Origin of the sequence: Microbacterium hatanonis, from assembly GCF_008017415.1 — a bacterium.
GTDB lineage: Bacteria > Actinomycetota > Actinomycetes > Actinomycetales > Microbacteriaceae > Microbacterium > Microbacterium hatanonis.
The window spans coordinates 36265-52432 of the sequence record NZ_VRSV01000001.1 but is presented as its reverse complement, the minus strand read 5'-3'; the positions used below and the strand labels follow the sequence as shown (position 1 = coordinate 52432).

General features: G+C 70.6%; 14 protein-coding genes. 4 read left to right on the top strand and 10 right to left on the bottom strand.

Annotation, left to right across the window (positions count from 1 at the left end; translation table 11 throughout):
* The first annotated feature begins 30 nt into the window (after positions 1 to 30).
* Together FVP77_RS00245 and FVP77_RS00240 are read left to right on the top strand one after the other, a co-directional pair.
* Entirely contained in the window at positions 31 to 765 is a 735-nt protein-coding gene (locus FVP77_RS00245; RefSeq protein ID WP_147892720.1) for a LysR family substrate-binding domain-containing protein, read from the top strand.
* Positions 766 to 829: 64 nt separating this feature from the next.
* Positions 830 to 1564 (top strand): glutamine amidotransferase-related protein, encoded by a 735-nt coding sequence (locus tag FVP77_RS00240; RefSeq protein ID WP_246133912.1) that lies wholly within the window; start codon positions 830 to 832, stop codon positions 1562 to 1564.
* Positions 1565 to 1570: 6 nt separating this feature from the next.
* On the opposite strand, the gene FVP77_RS00235 is transcribed toward FVP77_RS00240, so the two are convergent.
* From FVP77_RS00235 to FVP77_RS00195, 9 genes are all read right to left on the bottom strand, one after another.
* Positions 1571 to 2386 carry a tryptophan-rich sensory protein gene (locus FVP77_RS00235; protein WP_147892719.1) on the bottom strand — a complete coding sequence of 272 codons (816 nt, stop codon included), beginning with the start codon at positions 2384 to 2386 and terminating at the stop codon, positions 1571 to 1573.
* 61 nt (positions 2387 to 2447) lie between these two features.
* On the bottom strand, positions 2448 to 3491 hold the full coding sequence (locus tag FVP77_RS00230; RefSeq protein ID WP_147892718.1) for an isopenicillin N synthase family dioxygenase: 1044 nt from the start codon (positions 3489 to 3491) through the stop codon (positions 2448 to 2450).
* Positions 3492 to 3629: 138 nt separating this feature from the next.
* Positions 3630 to 5366, bottom strand: a complete 1737-nt coding sequence (gene treZ / locus FVP77_RS00225) for a malto-oligosyltrehalose trehalohydrolase (protein WP_147892717.1) — start codon at positions 5364 to 5366, stop codon at positions 3630 to 3632.
* On the bottom strand, positions 5363 to 7798 hold the full coding sequence (gene treY / locus FVP77_RS00220; protein ID WP_147892716.1) for a malto-oligosyltrehalose synthase: 2436 nt from the start codon (positions 7796 to 7798) through the stop codon (positions 5363 to 5365). The genes treZ and treY overlap by 4 nt, the downstream gene beginning before the upstream one ends.
* Before the next feature lie 3 nt (positions 7799 to 7801).
* Complete coding sequence (glgX, locus tag FVP77_RS00215; RefSeq protein WP_147892715.1) at positions 7802 to 10015, bottom strand: glycogen debranching protein GlgX; 2214 nt, start codon at positions 10013 to 10015, stop codon at positions 7802 to 7804.
* A gap of 80 nt (positions 10016 to 10095) precedes the next feature.
* Positions 10096 to 10572 carry a glutaminase gene (locus FVP77_RS00210; RefSeq protein WP_147892714.1) on the bottom strand — a complete coding sequence of 159 codons (477 nt, stop codon included), beginning with the start codon at positions 10570 to 10572 and terminating at the stop codon, positions 10096 to 10098.
* Positions 10569 to 11825, bottom strand: a complete 1257-nt coding sequence (locus FVP77_RS00205) for a cation:proton antiporter (protein WP_147892713.1) — start codon at positions 11823 to 11825, stop codon at positions 10569 to 10571. The genes FVP77_RS00210 and FVP77_RS00205 overlap by 4 nt, the downstream gene beginning before the upstream one ends.
* Positions 11826 to 11864: 39 nt before the next feature.
* The gene (locus FVP77_RS00200; RefSeq protein ID WP_147892712.1) at positions 11865 to 12725 is read right to left on the bottom strand and encodes a transposase; all 861 of its coding nucleotides are present in this window, start codon (positions 12723 to 12725) and stop codon (positions 11865 to 11867) included.
* Positions 12726 to 12763: 38 nt separating this feature from the next.
* On the bottom strand, positions 12764 to 13363 hold the full coding sequence (locus FVP77_RS00195; protein WP_147892711.1) for a TetR/AcrR family transcriptional regulator: 600 nt from the start codon (positions 13361 to 13363) through the stop codon (positions 12764 to 12766).
* 118 nt (positions 13364 to 13481) lie between these two features.
* Between FVP77_RS00195 and FVP77_RS00190 the strand changes: the two genes are divergently transcribed.
* Together FVP77_RS00190 and FVP77_RS00185 are read left to right on the top strand one after the other, a co-directional pair.
* Positions 13482 to 14297 carry a sugar phosphate isomerase/epimerase family protein gene (locus FVP77_RS00190; RefSeq protein WP_147892710.1) on the top strand — a complete coding sequence of 272 codons (816 nt, stop codon included), beginning with the start codon at positions 13482 to 13484 and terminating at the stop codon, positions 14295 to 14297.
* Positions 14294 to 15421: a Gfo/Idh/MocA family protein gene (locus FVP77_RS00185; RefSeq protein WP_147892709.1), complete on the top strand. Its 1128-nt coding sequence runs from the start codon at positions 14294 to 14296 to the stop codon at positions 15419 to 15421. The genes FVP77_RS00190 and FVP77_RS00185 overlap by 4 nt, the downstream gene beginning before the upstream one ends.
* 24 nt (positions 15422 to 15445) lie before the next feature.
* Here FVP77_RS00185 and FVP77_RS00180 read toward each other — a convergent pair whose 3' ends face one another.
* Positions 15446 to 16120: a GTP pyrophosphokinase gene (locus tag FVP77_RS00180; protein ID WP_147892708.1), complete on the bottom strand. Its 675-nt coding sequence runs from the start codon at positions 16118 to 16120 to the stop codon at positions 15446 to 15448.
* Positions 16121 to 16168 lie beyond the last annotated feature (48 nt).

The following is a 16168-nucleotide window of genomic DNA, read 5'->3' as shown; positions in this document are numbered from 1 at the left end:
CGAACCATAGCGCCCGGCTACGCTGTGGTCATGGCAGGTAACGGTGGGTCGCGCCGCCGTCCGACTCCCCGGAGGCCCGCGCCCGGGGCGAAGAAGGCTCCCGGCGCGAAGAAGACCGTCGCGGCGAAGAAGAGACCGACCGCCTCGAGGGCGGTGCCCGCGCCCGACGAAGCCCCGCGCACCTTCACCCTCGGACTCGTCCCCGGGACGACGCCGGGGAAGTGGATCTCGGCCTGGCGGGAGCGGATGCCGCGGGTCGAACTCGCCCTCCTCCCTCTCGCCGTGGCGGACCAGCACGACGCGCTCCGCGAGCGCCGCGTCGACGCCGCGCTGGTGCGCCTCCCGCTCGACGACGACGACCTCCACATCGTGCGGCTGTACGACGAGGTGCCGGTCGCGATCGTGCCGGCGGACTCGCACCTCACCGCGACGGACGAGCTCGAACTGGCCGACCTCGCCGGTGAGATCATCATCGTGCCCGGGGACGACGTGCTCTCCGCCACGGTGCCCGGAGCAGTCTCGCCCGCCTTCGCACCCCCGGCGGCAATTCAGGATGCTGTGGAGACGGTGGCTGCCGGCATCGGGGTCGTGCTCGCGCCGATGTCGCTGGCACGCCTGCACGCGCGCAAAGACGTCGCCGCCCGACCCGTCCGCGACGCGCCCGTCTCGACGGTCGCGCTCGCGTGGCCGCGCGAGGCGACCACCGCCGACGTCGACGCCTTCGTCGGCATCGTCCGGGGGCGGACGGCCAACTCCTCGCGGTGACCGTTCTTTTCGCCGCATGACAAGCCCCGCCATCGACCCGCAGCATCCGCTTTAGACTTCCCGGGTGCCCGCCCCGCTGCTCTACGTCTCGGCCCGGCCGCAACGTGATGCGGCCGATGCCGAGTACGCGTCGTTCCTCTCCGGCATGCGGGTCGGTCCGGAGTCCCTCGCCCGCCACGACCTGGTGCGCGAGGCGCTGCCCGCCGACGCCTTCGAGCGGTACAGCGGATTCGTCGTCGGCGGGAGCCCGTTCAACGTCACCGACCCCGCGTCGTCGAAGTCCGAGGCGCAGCTCCGGCTCGAATCCGACCTCGAGAAGATCGCCGCCGCGGCCGCCGATTCGCGCACGGCGGCGCTGTTCACCTGCTACGGCATCGGTGTCGTCACGCGTCTGCTCGGCGGCGAGGTGACCCGCGAACACCCGGAGCCCACCGGCGCCACCACGATCGAACTGACCGCCGACGGCCGCGCCGACGCGCTGCTGGGCGACCTGGCCCTGCGGTTCGCCGCCCTCACCGCGCACAAGGAGGGGGCCGCCGCCGTACCCCCGGGTGCCGTGCTGCTGGCGACGAACGACGGGTGCCCGGTGCAGGCCTACCGCGTGGGCGAGCGCCTCTACGCGACGCAGTTCCACCCGGAGTCCACCCCTCGCGCGTTCACCGAGCGGATGGCCGTCTACCGCGACGGCGGCTACTTCCCCGCGAAGGACTACGACGTCATCGCGGCGCGCGTGCTGCGGGCATCCGTCACGGAACCGCCGCGCCTTCTCGAGGCGTTCGCCGAGCGCTTCGCCGCCTGACCCGGCTCAATCGGTCGACGGGCGGATCAGACGCAGACCGGCGACGATGATCGGGACGACCACGACGAGCGCCGCGACGACCATCGCCGTCACCCCGATGACGGTGCTGGACGGCTCACCCCCCAGGCGGCCGATGCCGAGCCAGAACACTCCCCAGCCGATCGCCAGGGACGGCGTCACACGCCACGTGCTCGCGAAGGCGATGCCGAGCCCGATCGCCCCGACGACGATCAGCACGACGACGCCGAGAACATCGGCGGCCGACGCCCACGACTCCGGCCCGGACTGGGTGAGCAGCGCCGCGGTGTTCGCGACGGTCGCCACCGTCACCCAACCGAGGTGCAGTCCGGTGACTCCGTCGAGGAGGATGGCGTCGATCGCTCCGTCGCCACGGCTGCGGGTCGACACCGCCCGCCGGAAGGTGATGGCCAGTGCCACCAGGAGCGCGACGATCGCGACGACGGTCAGTGGCAGCGTCGCATACTGGGCGACGACGAGCCAGACGCCGTTCAGCACCGCGGTGACGGCCACGAGCCACCCCAGGGCGCGCTGGCGGTCGTTCGTCCGCTGGCCGGGCAGCGCCTGCCAGATCGCATAGGCGATCAGACCGATGTAGATGACCGACCAGATCGAGAACGCGCTCGACGCCGGAGCCAGGTACGACGCATCCGAATCGAGCGCTCCGCCCTGAAGGTCCTGCACGGCGGTGCCGCCGAACAGACCCACGCCGACCATGGCGGCGATGAGCATGAAGGTCACCGCCGACAACACGACGATCTGGCGGAGGAGGTCCGAGGAGCGGCGGGCTGTCACTGTGCTCATGCAAGAACACTAGATAATCTAGCGATCTCCGGCAACAGCTTGACAGTCCGCCGACCTCGTCTCAGCGCCGGCTGGCGAGGACGCGCGCCGATTCGCGCTCCGCGGCGGCGTTGCTCACACCCGCCCGCGAACCGGCGAGCTTCGCGGCGATGTGGTCTCCCACGGTGACGGGTTCGTACAGGTCGGGATGCTGCGCGTCGACGCACGACGGAAGCGTCTCGATCAGCGCGTCCACGTCGCCGTCGTGGAAGAACGCCACCGATCGGCGCCGCTCGATCGTGCCGTCGATCACGGGCGGCTTCACCCGGTGCAGCGTCGACATCCACCGCTCGTTCGTCCAGCGGGCCGTCACATCGCCCAGGTTGATGAGGAGCGCACCGTCCGCCGGCGCCACGTCGTTCCAGGACCCGTCCGATCCGAGCACCTGCAGTCCGCGCACGCGATCCGCCCACAGGATCGTCACGATCCCGTAGTCGGTGTGCTCGCCCATCCCGACGAGGTCGCCGTCCAACGTCACGTCGGTGCCGGGCGGCAGCGCGTAGTTGTTCATGCGCATCACGTCGAGGGAGTGCCCCGTGCGCTCCGCGAAGAAGTCGGCGGGCAGATCCAGCGCATCGGCGAAGATGCGCGTCATCACCCGCGCGACGCGCGCGGCTTCGGCGAAGTACGCCGACACCCCCGCCTCGAAGCCATCGACGTCGGGCCAGACATTGTCGGCGTAGTCGGGCTGCGGGAGGCCGGGCGAGTCGGGGTAAGTCGCCTGCGTGGCGCCGACGTTGAACGCCTCGAAGAAGTCGTTCATGCGGTTGGCCGACTCGACTCCCAGCGAGAGGCTGAGCGATTCGGACTTCGGCGGGCTGTAGCCGCGATTGATCTGCGGTGGCGTGCGGTAGCGCTTCTTCTCCTCGAGGTCGAGCGCGAAGAACGCGTCGATCGCCCCGGTCAACCCATCGATCACAACCTCGGGGATGCCGTGGCCGGTGATCTGGATGAATCCGACCGTGCGGCACGCGTCGTCGATACGACGCGCCACCTCAGCTCGGGCCTCGGGGGAACCGTCGCCGACGTACGGCGCGATGTCGACGAGTGGAACGTGGAAGGTCATGGCAACTCCTCTGTCGGAGGCCGCCGATCGGCGGCCGGGTCAGGCAGCCGCTTCACGCTTTCCGCACCCGGACGGGTGCTCTGCTTTCATGAGCGTCGCGCTCACCGTACCCGCTGCGCGTTTCCTCCGCGTTACGCCTCAGAGGGCGGGTCCGACGATCACCGCCGTCTCGGACGGGAGCGTGACGCGCCCACCCTCGAGCGACACCCCGGCGTCCGTGGCGAGCAGGACGACGACGTCGGAATCGACGTCGAAGACCGCGGGCTCGGCCGAGAGGTTGGCGAGCACCGCGACCGCCCCCGACCACAGTCCGTACACGCGGCCGCCCGGCGCCTCGGTCGCTCCGGCCGCCCGGTCGGCGAAGGTCGGATCGGTGAGCTCCGGCAATTCGCGACGCAGGTGCGCGAGATCGCGGTAGAGCTGCAGCAGGCGGGCGTGATCGCCGTCGAGCGCTTCGTTCCAGTCGAGCTTGGACCGCTCGAAGGTCGCGGGGTCCTGCGGGTCGGGAACCGTCGCCGGGTCCCACCCCATCTTCGCGAACTCCTCGATGCGCCCCTTGGCGGTCGCCTCGCCGAGCTCGAGCTCGGGGTGCGAGGTGAAGAACTGCCACGGCGTGGTGGCACCCCACTCCTCGCCCATGAACAGCATCGGCGTGCCGGGGGCGGTGAGCGTGAGCACGGCGGTGACCGCGAGGCGCCCGTACGACAGCGTCTGCGAGAGCCGGTCGCCGGCTGCGCGGTTGCCGATCTGATCGTGGTCCTGAGCGAACGTCACCAGGCGCCACGTCGGCACCGCGTCGGGGATGGGGAACCCGTGGTCCTCCCCGCGGAACGACGAGAAGGTGCCGTTGTGGAAGAACCCCTCGGTCGTGACCTTGCCGAACGCGCCGAGATCGGCGAAGTCCTCGTAGTAGCCGACCGTCTCGCCGCTCACGGCGACGTGCACGGCATGGTGCCAGTCGTCGGACCACTGCGCGGTGAGTCCGTAGCCGCCCGCTTCGCGCGGGAGGATCAGCGTCGGGTCGTTGAGATCCGACTCCGCGATCAGGGTCAGCGGGCGCTGGAGGTGGGCCGAGAGGGCGTCGGATGCTTCGGCCAGCTCCTGCAGGATGTGCACGGGGCGCTCGTCGTGAAGGGCATGCACGGCATCGAGGCGCAGACCGTCGACGTGGTAGTCGCGCAGCCACATCAGGGCGTTGTCGACGATGTAGTCGCGCACGGCGTCCTCATCGAGGTTCACCGAGTCGCCCCAGGTGTTCCGGCTGCCTTCGCGGAGGTAGGGACCGTACTCGGGGAGGTAGTTGCCGCTCGGACCCAGGTGGTTGTAGACGACGTCCTGGATCACGGCGAGACCGGCTGCGTGAGCGGCGTCGACGAACCGCTGGTAGGCGGCGGGTCCACCGTAGGCCTCGTGCACCGTGTACCAGAGCACCCCGTCGTAGCCCCAGTTCCACACGCCGTTGAAGCCGTTCACCGGCAGCAGCTCGATGTGGGTGACGCCGAGGTCGACGAGGTGGTCGAGCTTGCCGACCGCAGCATCCAGCGTTCCCTCCGAGGTGAAGGTCCCCAGGTGGAGTTCGTAGATCACGCCACCCGCGAGCGGACGGCCGGTCCACGCGGAGTCCTGCCACTCGTGCGCCGACGGGTCGAAGAAGGCGGAGGCGTCGTGGACCCCGCGCGGCTGACGACGCGATCGGGGGTCGGGCCGCAGGTCGTCGGACTCGTCGAGCACGAACCCGTACTCCTCGCCGTCGGCCAGCGCGATGTCGGCGCTCCACCAGCCGCCGTCACGGACGGCGAGGTCGAGATCGGACTCCTGACCGGGCCGGCGCAGTCGGACGCGTCGCGCCTTCGGCGCCCAGACGTCGATCGTCATGATTCTTCCTCCGAGACGAGCAGGGCAACGGGATAGGTCGAGAGGAGCTCGGCGACGAGGATCTCCGATCCCTCGTACCGCCGTCCGGTGAAGACGTCGACGGAGGTGCCGGGGCGACGAAGCAGCACCGTATCGCCCCACCCGCCGCGCGCGTCGAGGCCGACGGGCAGGCGCGTCGCGATGGCGAGCGCACCGCCGCGGTCGAAGGCGATCGCGTGCGCCGCGCCCTCGCCGACCACGGTGACCGGCACGTACCCCGAGAACAGTTCGGGGCGGTCGCGCCGTGTGCGCAGGGCGCGCGAGGTCACGAGCACCTTGGCGTCGCCCGTGGCGTCGACCGCGGGGAGGTCCCCCCGGGCGAACCCGGCGTCGATGGCGGTGAGCGTCGCCGCGCGCGCGACGAAGTCCACCGGACGACGGTTGTCGGGGTCGACGAGCGACTGCTCCCACGACTCCGATCCCTGGTAGACGTCGGGTACCCCGGGGCCGGCCAGCTGCAGCAGCTTCTGCGACAGCGAGTTGGTCCACCCGAACGGCTCGATCTCTGCGACGAAGGCCGCTACGCTCGCGGCGGCGTCGCCGGTGGCGGAGTCGACGAGCGCGTGCATGCGCTTCTCGAACGCGTCGTTAGGCTCCCACCACCCGGTGGCGTCGGCCGCTTCGCGCGCCGCCTTCTCGGCGTAGGCGTGAAGGCGGTCGGCGAAGTCCTCGGGGAGCGGCGCCGAGGCCGTGGGCCACGCCCCGACGATCGCCTGCCACAGCAGGGTGTCGAAGGGGCCGTGACCGGTCGAGGCGATGCCGCGGAACTCCTCGAGCGCCGCCTCCCAGCGGTCGGGCACCTCGGCGAGCACGGTGAGGCGGGCGCGCACGTCCTCGCCGCGCTTCGTGTCGTGCGTCGACAGCGCGGTCATGGCGCGGGGCCACGAGGCCTGGCGTGATGCCTGCGCGGCGTGGAACCCGGCGACGGGAAGGGCGAACTCCGACGGATCCCCGCCGACCTCGGTGAGGGCGCCGAGCCTGTTGTACCGGTAGAAGGCCGTGTCTTCCACGCCCTTGGCCATCACGGGCCCCGTGGTCTGCTGGAACCGTCGCGCCACCTCGTGCGCGGGGTCGGCGAGCACCGGCACGAGCGCGGCGATCGCGTCGAAGAGCTCCGGACGACGGTCGGATGCTTCCACCGCCGCACGATCGAGCTCGTCGCGTCCGGCGGGCAGGTAGGAACGGTAGACCGGGAAGCAGACGAGAAGCTCGGCGAGCGCGTCGTGCAGCACCTCGTCGGTGAAATCCTCGACGACGTCGGGCGCGGCCGGGCTGAGGCCTCGGACGAGACGACGGATCTCGGCGATCTGGATCGTCTCGGCGATCATGCGCTTGGTGTCGTGGATGAGGTCGTGCCACTCCTGTGCGGGGAGCGTTCCGGTCTCGGTGCGCAGCCGCACGTCGAGGGCGTCGAGGGGCGCCTCGCCGTCCGGGTCGACGAGCACCCGGCCGAACTCGGCCAGAGCGTCGTACCCGGTCGTACCGTCTGTCTCCCACCACGACGGGAGCAGCTCGCCGTGCTCGAGGATCTTCTCGATCAGCACGTACGATCCCCGGCCGGTGGCACGCAATGCCGCGCCGAGCTGCTCGAGGTAGCCGCCCGGATCGAGCAGGCCGTCGGGATGGTCCACGCGCAGACCGTCGGCCAGTCCCTCGGAGATCCATCGCAGGATCTCGGCATGGGCGTCGGCGAACACCTCCGGGATCTCGACCCGCACACCGGCGAGCGTGGTCACGGCGAAGAAGCGGCGGTAGTTGAGCTCGGCCGCTTCGTCCTTCCAGAAGCGCAGCTCGTAGTGCTGGCGGTCGTGCACGGTGCGCGCGTCGACGTCGCCCGAGGCGCGCTCGACGTCGGTCACCGAACCCGGCGCCAGCGGGAACACGTGATCGAAGTAGCGGAGCACCCCGTCGGGCGCGTCGGGCGCGGGCTCGAGGTCGACGCTCAGCTCGCCCGCCGCGGTCACCTCATCGAGCGACGAGCCGAGGACGGGTACGCGCACCCGCCCCCCGCCGAACTCCCAGTCGATGTCGAACGCGTCGGCGCGGGCGGAGGCCCGACCCTGCCGCAGCACGTCCCACCACCACGGGTTCTCTCGCGGTTCGGCGACCCCCATGTGGTTGGGCACGATGTCGATGAGGATGCCGAGTCCGTCGGCACGGGCGGCGGCGGCGAAGCGATCGAGCCCCTCAGCGCCCCCGCGGTCGGGATCGATCCGGGTGACGTCGACGACGTCGTAGCCGTGGTCGGAGCCCGGCGTCGCCGTCAGGATCGGCGACAGGTACGCCCACGACACCCCCAGATCGCGGAGGTAGCCGGTGACGGCGGCCGCAGCATCCAGATCGAAGCCCTTGCGGATCTGCAGACGGTAGGTCGACAGCGGATGCGCGGCCACCGGTCAGAGCTCCGGCTTCGGCGCTTTGCCGGGCAGATCGTCGGGGCCCGAGCTCGCGGCGTTGGCCGTGAGCGATGCCGCCACCGAGTGATCGACCTCGGGGTCGGGCAGATCGTGCTCGCACAGCACCATGATCGACTTCGCGGCGACCGGCAGGATCGACCCGGGCTCGATCGGCTCGGTGTTCGCCCGCTCACCCGCGGTGTCGACCATCACGTCCCATTCGGGGCTGTACTTCACATCGGGGATCTGGAAGTCGACGGACTCGTCACCGGCGTTGAAGAGCACGATGAAGTGCTGGTCGGTGATCTGCTCGCCGCGACGGTCGCGCTCGCGGATGCCGCGGCCGTTGAGGAACACCCCGATCGCCCGGCCGAAGCCGGAGTCCCAGTCGTCGGGCTCCATGACCGAGCCGTCGGGTCGCAGCCACACCACGTCGGGAACGGGAGCGCCCTCCTCCATCTTCACGGGGCGGCCGTCGAAGAAGCGGCTGCGGCGGAAGATCGGGTGCTCCTTGCGCAGGCGCGCGAGGGCGGCGGTGAACTCGATGAGCGGGTGATCGGCGGTGGACCAGTCGACCCACGTGATCTCGTTGTCCTGCGCGTAGCCGTTGTTGTTGCCGCCCTGCGTGCGACCGAGCTCGTCGCCGTGCAGCAGCATCGGCACACCCTGCGAGAGCATGAGCGTGGCGATGAAGTTGCGCTGCTGACGGGCCCGCATCTTCAAGATCTCGGGGTCATCGGTCTCGCCTTCGACGCCGAGGTTGTTCGAGCGGTTGTGCGATTCGCCGTCGTTGTTGTCCTCGCCGTTGGCCTCGTTGTGCTTCTCGTTGTACGACACGAGGTCGCGGATCGTGAAGCCGTCGTGCGCCGTGACGAAGTTGATGGATGCGACCGGCCGGCGGCCGGAGTGCTCGTAGAGGTCGGCCGAGCCGATCAGGCGCGAAGCGAACTCTCCGAGCGCCTGGGGCTCGCCGCGCCAGAAGTCGCGCACGGTGTCGCGGTACTTGCCGTTCCACTCCGTCCACTGCGGGGGGAAGTTGCCCACCTGGTAGCCGCCGGGACCGATGTCCCAGGGCTCGGCGATGAGCTTGACCTGCGAGACCACCGGATCCTGCTGCACGAGCTCGAAGAAGGCCGACAGCCGGTCGACCTCGTAGAACTCGCGGGCCAGGGTCGAGGCCAGGTCGAAGCGGAAACCGTCGACGTGCATGTCGAGCACCCAGTAGCGCAGGGAGTCCATGATCAGCTGCAGCGTGTGGGGGTTGCCCACGTTCATGCTGTTGCCGGTGCCGGTGTAGTCGGTGTAGTAGCGCTTGTCGTCGTCTTCGAGACGGTAGTAGGCCTCGTTGTCGATGCCGCGCATCGAGAGCGTCGGGCCCATGTGGTTGCCCTCGGCGGTGTGGTTGTAGACCACGTCGAGGATGACCTCGATGTTCGCCTCGTGGAGGGCGCGCACCATGCCCTTGAACTCCTGCACCTGCTGGCCGTGGTGGCCAGCGGAGGCGTAGCTGTTCTGCGGCGCGAAGAACGCGATGGTGTTGTACCCCCAGTAGTTCGACAGTCCCTTCTCCTGAAGGGTCGAGTCGTTGACGAACTGGTGCACCGGCATGAGCTCGATGGCCGTGACGCCGAGCTTGGTGAGGTGGTCGATCACGGCGGGGTGCGCGATGCCGCTGTAGGTGCCGCGGAGTTCCTCGGGCACGAGGTCGTAGAGCTGGGTGAGGCCCTTCACGTGCGCCTCGTAGATGAACGACTCGGCGTACGGCGTCTTCGGCTGGCGGTCGCCCGACCAGTCGAAGAACGGGTTGATGACGACGCCCTTCATCATGTCGGCGGCCGAATCCTCGTCGTTGCGCGAGTCGGGATCGCCGAAGTTGTACGAGAAGACCGACTGTCCCCAGCGGATGTCGCCGTCGACGGCCTTGGCGTAGGGGTCGAGCAGCAGCTTGTTCGGGTTGAACCGCTGACCGTTCGCCGGGTCGTAGGGGCCGTGCACGCGGTAGCCGTAGTGCTGACCGGGCTGCACGTTCGGCAGGTAGGCATGCCAGACGTAGGCATCCACGTCCACGAGCTCGATGCGGGTCTCATGCCCCCGCTCGCCGAAGAGGCAGAGCTCGACGCGTTCCGCCCCTTCACTGAACAGGGCGAAATTCGTCCCGTTGCCGTCAAAGGTCGCTCCAAGGGGATAACTGGATCCCGGCCATACCTGCTGCACGTGGCTAAAGATAGCCGAGGGATCGGAACGGCCCCGTCCGGGGGGAGGCCGTTGACGAGACCCGGGTCGTCGAGTAGGCCTCAGGCGCGCTCGGGCGGATGCTGCAGCAGCCCGATGCGTTCGTCGAGGTAGCGCTCGAGCGGCATCAGGCCGCCGGTCGCGCTCCACCGCACCATCGGCTGCCCGTCGACGAGAGCGACGGGCGAGCTCGCAGCGTCCAGGGCGTCGACGTCGATGAGGTGCCAGTCGACGTGAACGGTGCTCCCCTCGCCGAAACCACCGCGGAACGCCGCGGCGGCCAGCGCCGCGCGCTCGCGTTGCGACTCGGCCGTGTAGCCGCGCCGAGCCTCCTCGCGGGCGCGCACGATCCGACCCGTCGCGGCCAGCTGCTCGTCGGCGAGCAGCAGCACGCCCAGGTGCCACGCCTCCCCCACCGGCACGATCCGCGGGGCACGGGCGATGCCGAGGATGGGGCGCGGAGCGCGCAGTTCACCCAGCGCCTCCTTCGGCGCACCGCCGAGGCGGCGTCGCGCGGTCTCGAGGATGTCGGCGATCACCGGTCGCCCGCCCCGTCGTCGGCGCGGCGGGTGCGCGTGGCGGGGCGCGTGTCGAGCACGACGGGATCGAAGGCGGGCTTCGTCACGACCGACCGGTCTCCGCGGACCGCCATCCCGAGGAAGGGGTACAGCAGCACCGACAGCATCGCGGCTCCCACGAGGGCCGCGGCCGTCCCCGAGTCCAGGGTGCCGTCGGCCACGCCGATGCCCGTCACCGCGACGACGATCGGGAGGGCGGTCGCCCCGAGCAACCCGAGCGCGGCCCGATCGCGGCGAGAGGAGCCGGCGGGAGCGGCGAACGAGGCGGGAATGCCGCGCACCACGAGCAGGACGACGAGGAACAGCGGAACCAGGGCGATCGTGCGCGGCGAGGACACCATCGCCTGCAGGTCGAACGTGATGCCGGTGTAGAGGAAGAAGACCGGCACGAGGAAGCCGAATGCCACGGCCTCGACCTTGCTCTCCACCGCCTCGCGCAGCGGCGGCCGCGCGTTGCGCATGACGAGCTTCCACAGCACACCGGCGACGAAGGCGCCGAGCAGCATGTCCAGCTGGAGCCAGATGCTCAGCGCGACGAGAGCCCCGACGATGAGGAAGACGATCCGCACAGCCATCTGTCCCGACGTGTGCAGAGTGGCGTTGACGAGCCGGTGGATGCGTCCGTGCTCGAAGCGCGCGGCGAGGAAGACGGCTCCCGCCGCCACGACGACGAACACGCCCAGGACGATCGACGCGGTGCCGAAGTCGCGGGTGCCGAGGAAGAGCGAGATCGCCAGGAGCGGCCCGAATTCGCCCACCGCCCCCACCGCGGTGACCGCACGCCCCCAGGGTGTGCCGAGCTCACCGGCATCGCGGAGGATCGGCATGAGCGCGCCGAGCGCGGTCGAGGCCAGCGCGATGCCGATGAAGACGGCGGGTTCGCCGGGCGCGACGAGCCATCCGACGCCGAGTCCCGCCACCAGGCTCACCACCCACCCGGCTCCGGCCCGCGCCCCCGACCGCCCACGGATGGCCGCGAAGTCGATCTCGTTCCCGGCCATGAAGAAGAGCATGGCGAGCCCGAACGCCGCGAAGATGCCGACGATGTCGGACGGCGCGATCCACCCGAGCACGCTCGGGCCGACGATGATGCCGAGAGCCAGCTCGAACACGACGATCGGTACGCGAACCCATCGCCCGAGACCCCGGGCGGCGAGCGGGGCGAGCACCGCGAGCAGCGGGAGGAGGAAGAATCCCGCGTCGAGGAGCGCCATGGGCACACACTATCGAGGGCGCGAGGGCCGGACACCTGTTCAGTCGGCAGCGGGTACGGCGGCTGCCGCCCGCTCGGCCTCCTTCTCCGCCTTCTTCGACCGCTCGAGAAGCCGGGCGTGCTCCTCGTCGAGTCGGGCGACCTCCTCGTCGGCGGCCTCCGCGTCCGCCGTCATCCTCGCCAGTTCGCCGCGCAGGTCCTCCACGCGCTCGTGCAGGCGGTCGGCGCGCTCCCGCCGCTTCGCCCGGCGCTCCTCCGCGCGCGCGAGCTCGCGGCCGGCGTCAGCCGCGGCACGCTGCGCCTCCCGTGCGGCCGCCTCGGCGGCCTTGCGCCTCCGACGCTCGGCGAGGTCGTCGCGCGAGCGCGCCGGAGCCGCCGGTGCGAGCCCCGGCACCGATCCTGCGACGAGGTCGTCGGGCGGCGGCGACCCGCCGAACCCGTTCGCCTCCAGGGTGCGGACGAGCCGCCCCGTCAGCACGACGGCGGCCGCGGCAGCATCCACCACCGCCGCGTTCACCGTCTTCTCCACCTCGTCGCGCGCCGCCGCGCTGAGGGTCGTCCCCTCGTCTGCGGCGAGCGCGGCCGCGCGCCGGGCGAGCCCGGCCACGAGCGCCCGCCGCTGCTTCCCGAGCCGGGCGAGCTCGGCGGCGTCGAGGTCGTCCTGCGCCTCGCGCAGCGCCTGCGAGAGCTCGACCGCCTGCCCCAGCTGACCGTCGCGCACGAGGAGGTTCACCGCCCACGCGGCGACCGTCGGCTTGCGCAGTGCCTTGATCCGAGCGGCCAACGGACCGGTGACCTCGGCGGCCCGCGCGTTGCGCGCGGAGGTGAATTCGCCGGGCGTGACGGCGTAGAGGTCGTCGGCGACCGCATCGACGTCGTCGGGCGCGGCGGTGCTCACCATGGCTCCATTGTGCTCCCGCGCGCTGTCGCTCGACGAGGTCAGGGCTTCAGGAGGGTGGCGAAGACGCGGAGCGTCGACTCCAGATGCATCGACGGGGTGAGCAACCACTGGATCTGCAGGCCGTCGGATGCGGCGACCAGGAGCGCCGCGATCTCCGCGGCATCCACGTCCTGCCGGATGAGACCGCGCGCCTGATCGCGGACGAGGAGGGCGGTGAGGTCCGACCGCACGCGCTCGAACCGGGTGGAGAAGTACTCGGTGGTGACACCGCTCGACTCCTCGAGCGAGGCGGCGACCAGGGTGGAGTAGAGGAGCACCATGCCCGGCATCCCGACGTTGCGGGAGGCCGCTTCGACGAGTTCCTCGACCGCGCCCGGGCGCTCGTCGAAGGCCGCGTGCGGCGGGCTCAGCCGTGAGGCGTGGTCGTAGACGGCGACCAGCAGCTGCTCGCGCGAGTCGAAGTAGTGCAGGAGAGCGGCGTGGGAGACCCCGATCGCCTGGGCGATCTGACGCAGGGAGGTCGCCTGCGACCCCCTCGCCGCGAACACCTCGATGGCCTTGTCGAGGATCTCGCGACGGCGCGCCACGCCCTTGCCGTATGCGCCGGGGCGCCCGATCGGCGGCGGGTCGGTCGTCATGGGTCCACAGTATCCGGGAGAAAACCTCCATGCGGTGGGATTGCCTGTTATGCTCGACGCATCCGGCCCCCGAGCCGGTCGCCCATCGACGACGATCCCCCCGAAAGAAGGTGCCCGAGTGGCCCTCCCCACTGCCTCCGTGCAGCTGTACTCCCTGGCCGACGCGTTCTTCGCCGACATGGGCGGCTCGCTCGACAAGCTGGCGGCCATCGGCCTGACACGCGTCGAAGCCTTCGCCTTCGTCGACCGGGCGCCCGAGCTCCGCGCCGCCCTCGACGCCAGCGGGCTCCTCGCCCCGACCGGCCACGCACCGCTACTCTCCGACGAGCTCTGGACCCCGAAGGGGGTCGTCCCGTCTCCCGCTCCCGAGAAGGTCTTCGAAGCGGCCGCGGTCGCCGGCATCCGGACCGTCATCGACCCGTTCGTCGCCCCCGAGCGCTGGCTCACCCGCGAGGGCGCCGATGACATCGCCGCGCGGCTGAACGCCGTCGCCGACGTCGCGGCCGGCTTCGGCCTGCGCGTCGGATACCACAACCACGCGCAGGAGTTCGTGGCCTCGTTCGACGGCGTGAGCGCTTACGAGCACGTGGTGGCTCAGCTCGACGAGCGCGTGGCCCTCGAGCTCGACCTCTTCTGGGCCCTCACCGGCGGACAGGACGTGCCCGCGCTCGCCGCGCGCCTGGGCGATCGCCTCCTCGCCGTGCACGTCAAGGACGGCGTGGTGCCCACCGAGAACCCGTGGGCCGAGGGCGGATCGGTCGGCGATCTCGACCAGCGCCCCGCGGGAACGGGCGACGTGCCGCTCACTGACGCGCTCCGTGCCAACGACGCGATCGAGCTCGCGGTCATCGAGTACGACCAGGCCCCCGGCGACGTGTTCGACGACATCGCCGCGAGCCTGGCGTTCCTCCGCGCGGAAGGACTCGTCGCGTGACCGGGCCCATCGGTGTCGGCTTCATCGGCACGGGGATGATCAGCGACACCTACCTCGAGAACCTGACCTCGTTCCCCGATGTGAAGGTCGTCGCCCTCGGCGACCTCGTTCCCGAGCGCGCGAAGGCACAGGCCGAGAAGTACGGCATCACCTCCCACGGCTCCCCCGACGACGTGCTGACCCACCCCGAGGTCGAGGTCGTCGTGAACCTGACGATCCCGGCGGCGCACGCCGAGGTCACCTCCCGCGCGATCGCGGCGGGCAAGCACGTGTGGGTCGAGAAGCCCATCGGGCTCGACCGCGAGAGCACCGCCGCCCTGTTGCGCGAGGCGGATGCTGCGGGGGTGCGCATCGGCGTCGCCCCCGACACCGTGCTCGGCCCGGGTCTGCAGACCGCCAAGCGCGCGATCGAGCGCGGCGTCATCGGCACGCCGCTGTTCGCCTCGACCTCGATGCAGTACCAGGGCCCCGACCTGTTCCACCCCAACCCCGGGTTCCTGTTCGCGAAGGGCGCGGGGCCGCTCCTCGACATCGGGCCGTACTACATCACGGCGCTCGTGAACCTCTTCGGCTCCGCGACGAAGGTCGCCGCCCTCGGCCTCAAGGGCCTCGCCGAGCGGACCGTCAAGGTCGGCCCCGACGCCGGCAGCTCCTTCCCCGTCGAGGTCCCCTCGACGATGTCGCTGCTGACCGCGTTTGAGGCGGGACAGCAGGCCCAGAGCCTCCTCAGCTTCGACTCGGCGCTCGCCCGGCAGGGCATCGTGGAGATCAACGGCACCGAAGGAACCCTCGTGCTGCCCGACCCCAACATGTTCGAGGGCCGCGTCGCCTACGTGCGACCGCTCGCCGAGATCGGGATCGACGGCCCGGCCGAGCAGGACTGGATCGAGATCGAGCAGGAGGGCGTCGTGGCCGGCCGCGGTCTGGGTCTGCTCGACATGGTGCGCGCGATCGCCGAAGGACGCGACCATCGCGCCAGCGGCACCGTCGGATACCACGTGCTCGACATCATGCTGTCGGCCGAGGAGTCGGCGGAGCGCGGCGAGTTCGTCGACGTCGAGAGCCGCGTCGGCCCGATCGCATCGATGCCGGTCGACTTCGACCCCTTCGCCCGCACGCTCTGAGGCTCTCCGCGGCGGCGGCCCGGGTCAGATCGAGACGACCCCGGGAGCGCCGCCGCGGATCTCGCGGTGCAGCCGCTCCATGCGCTGGTCGAGCTCGGCGGCCGTGTCGGCAGCATCCTTGAGTCCGGCGAGCAGCTCGTCGGGCACGAGGCGGTCGTACTTGTAGTAGATCTTGTGCTCGAGGCTCGCCCAGAAATCCATCGCGATCGTGCGGAACTGCACCTCGACCGGAACGTCGACCCGACCCGTCGACAGGAAGACCGGCACCGAGACGATCGCGTGCAGGCTCTTGTAGCCGTTGGGCTTGGGCTCGGCGATGTAGTCCTTGACGCTGATGACGGTGATGTCGTCCTGCTGCGTCAGGAGATCGAACAGCCGATAGGCGTCGGTGGTGAAGCTGCAGGTGATGCGCACGCCGGCGATGTCGGTGATCGATGCGCGGATGCTCTCGAAATCGGCGTCGACGCCCTTGCGGCGCACCTTCTCCGCGAGGCTGTCGGGCGACTTGACGCGACCCGAGACGTGCTCGATCGGGTTGTAGTCGTGCACCTCCTCGAACTCCTCGCGGAGGATCGAGATCTTCGTCTCGATCTCCTGCAGTCCGAAGCGGTACTCCATGAGGAAGCGCTGGAACTCGTCGCGCATCGCGCGCAGAGCCGTGGCCGAGACGGTGATCTGCTGCTCGTCGCGCTCGGGCATGGTCTCCACGCTATCGACGACGGCTACGAAGGGGCTGTGAGCTGCGCC

What these genes read in the sequence shown, in the direction of transcription:
- treZ (WP_147892717.1), bottom strand. Translation starts at nt 5,366, where the DNA reads ATGACGATCGACGTCTGGGCGCCGAAGGCGCGACGCGTCCGACTGCGC.
- FVP77_RS00230 (WP_147892718.1), bottom strand. Translation starts at nt 3,491, where the DNA reads ATGACCTTCCACGTTCCACTCGTCGACATCGCGCCGTACGTCGGCGAC.
- FVP77_RS00180 (WP_147892708.1), bottom strand. Translation starts at nt 16,120, where the DNA reads ATGCCCGAGCGCGACGAGCAGCAGATCACCGTCTCGGCCACGGCTCTG.
- FVP77_RS00205 (WP_147892713.1), bottom strand. Translation starts at nt 11,825, where the DNA reads ATGGCGCTCCTCGACGCGGGATTCTTCCTCCTCCCGCTGCTCGCGGTG.
- FVP77_RS00200 (WP_147892712.1), bottom strand. Translation starts at nt 12,725, where the DNA reads ATGGTGAGCACCGCCGCGCCCGACGACGTCGATGCGGTCGCCGACGAC.
- FVP77_RS00195 (WP_147892711.1), bottom strand. Translation starts at nt 13,363, where the DNA reads ATGACGACCGACCCGCCGCCGATCGGGCGCCCCGGCGCATACGGCAAG.
- FVP77_RS00245 (WP_147892720.1), top strand. Translation starts at nt 31, where the DNA reads ATGGCAGGTAACGGTGGGTCGCGCCGCCGTCCGACTCCCCGGAGGCCC.
- FVP77_RS00235 (WP_147892719.1), bottom strand. Translation starts at nt 2,386, where the DNA reads ATGAGCACAGTGACAGCCCGCCGCTCCTCGGACCTCCTCCGCCAGATC.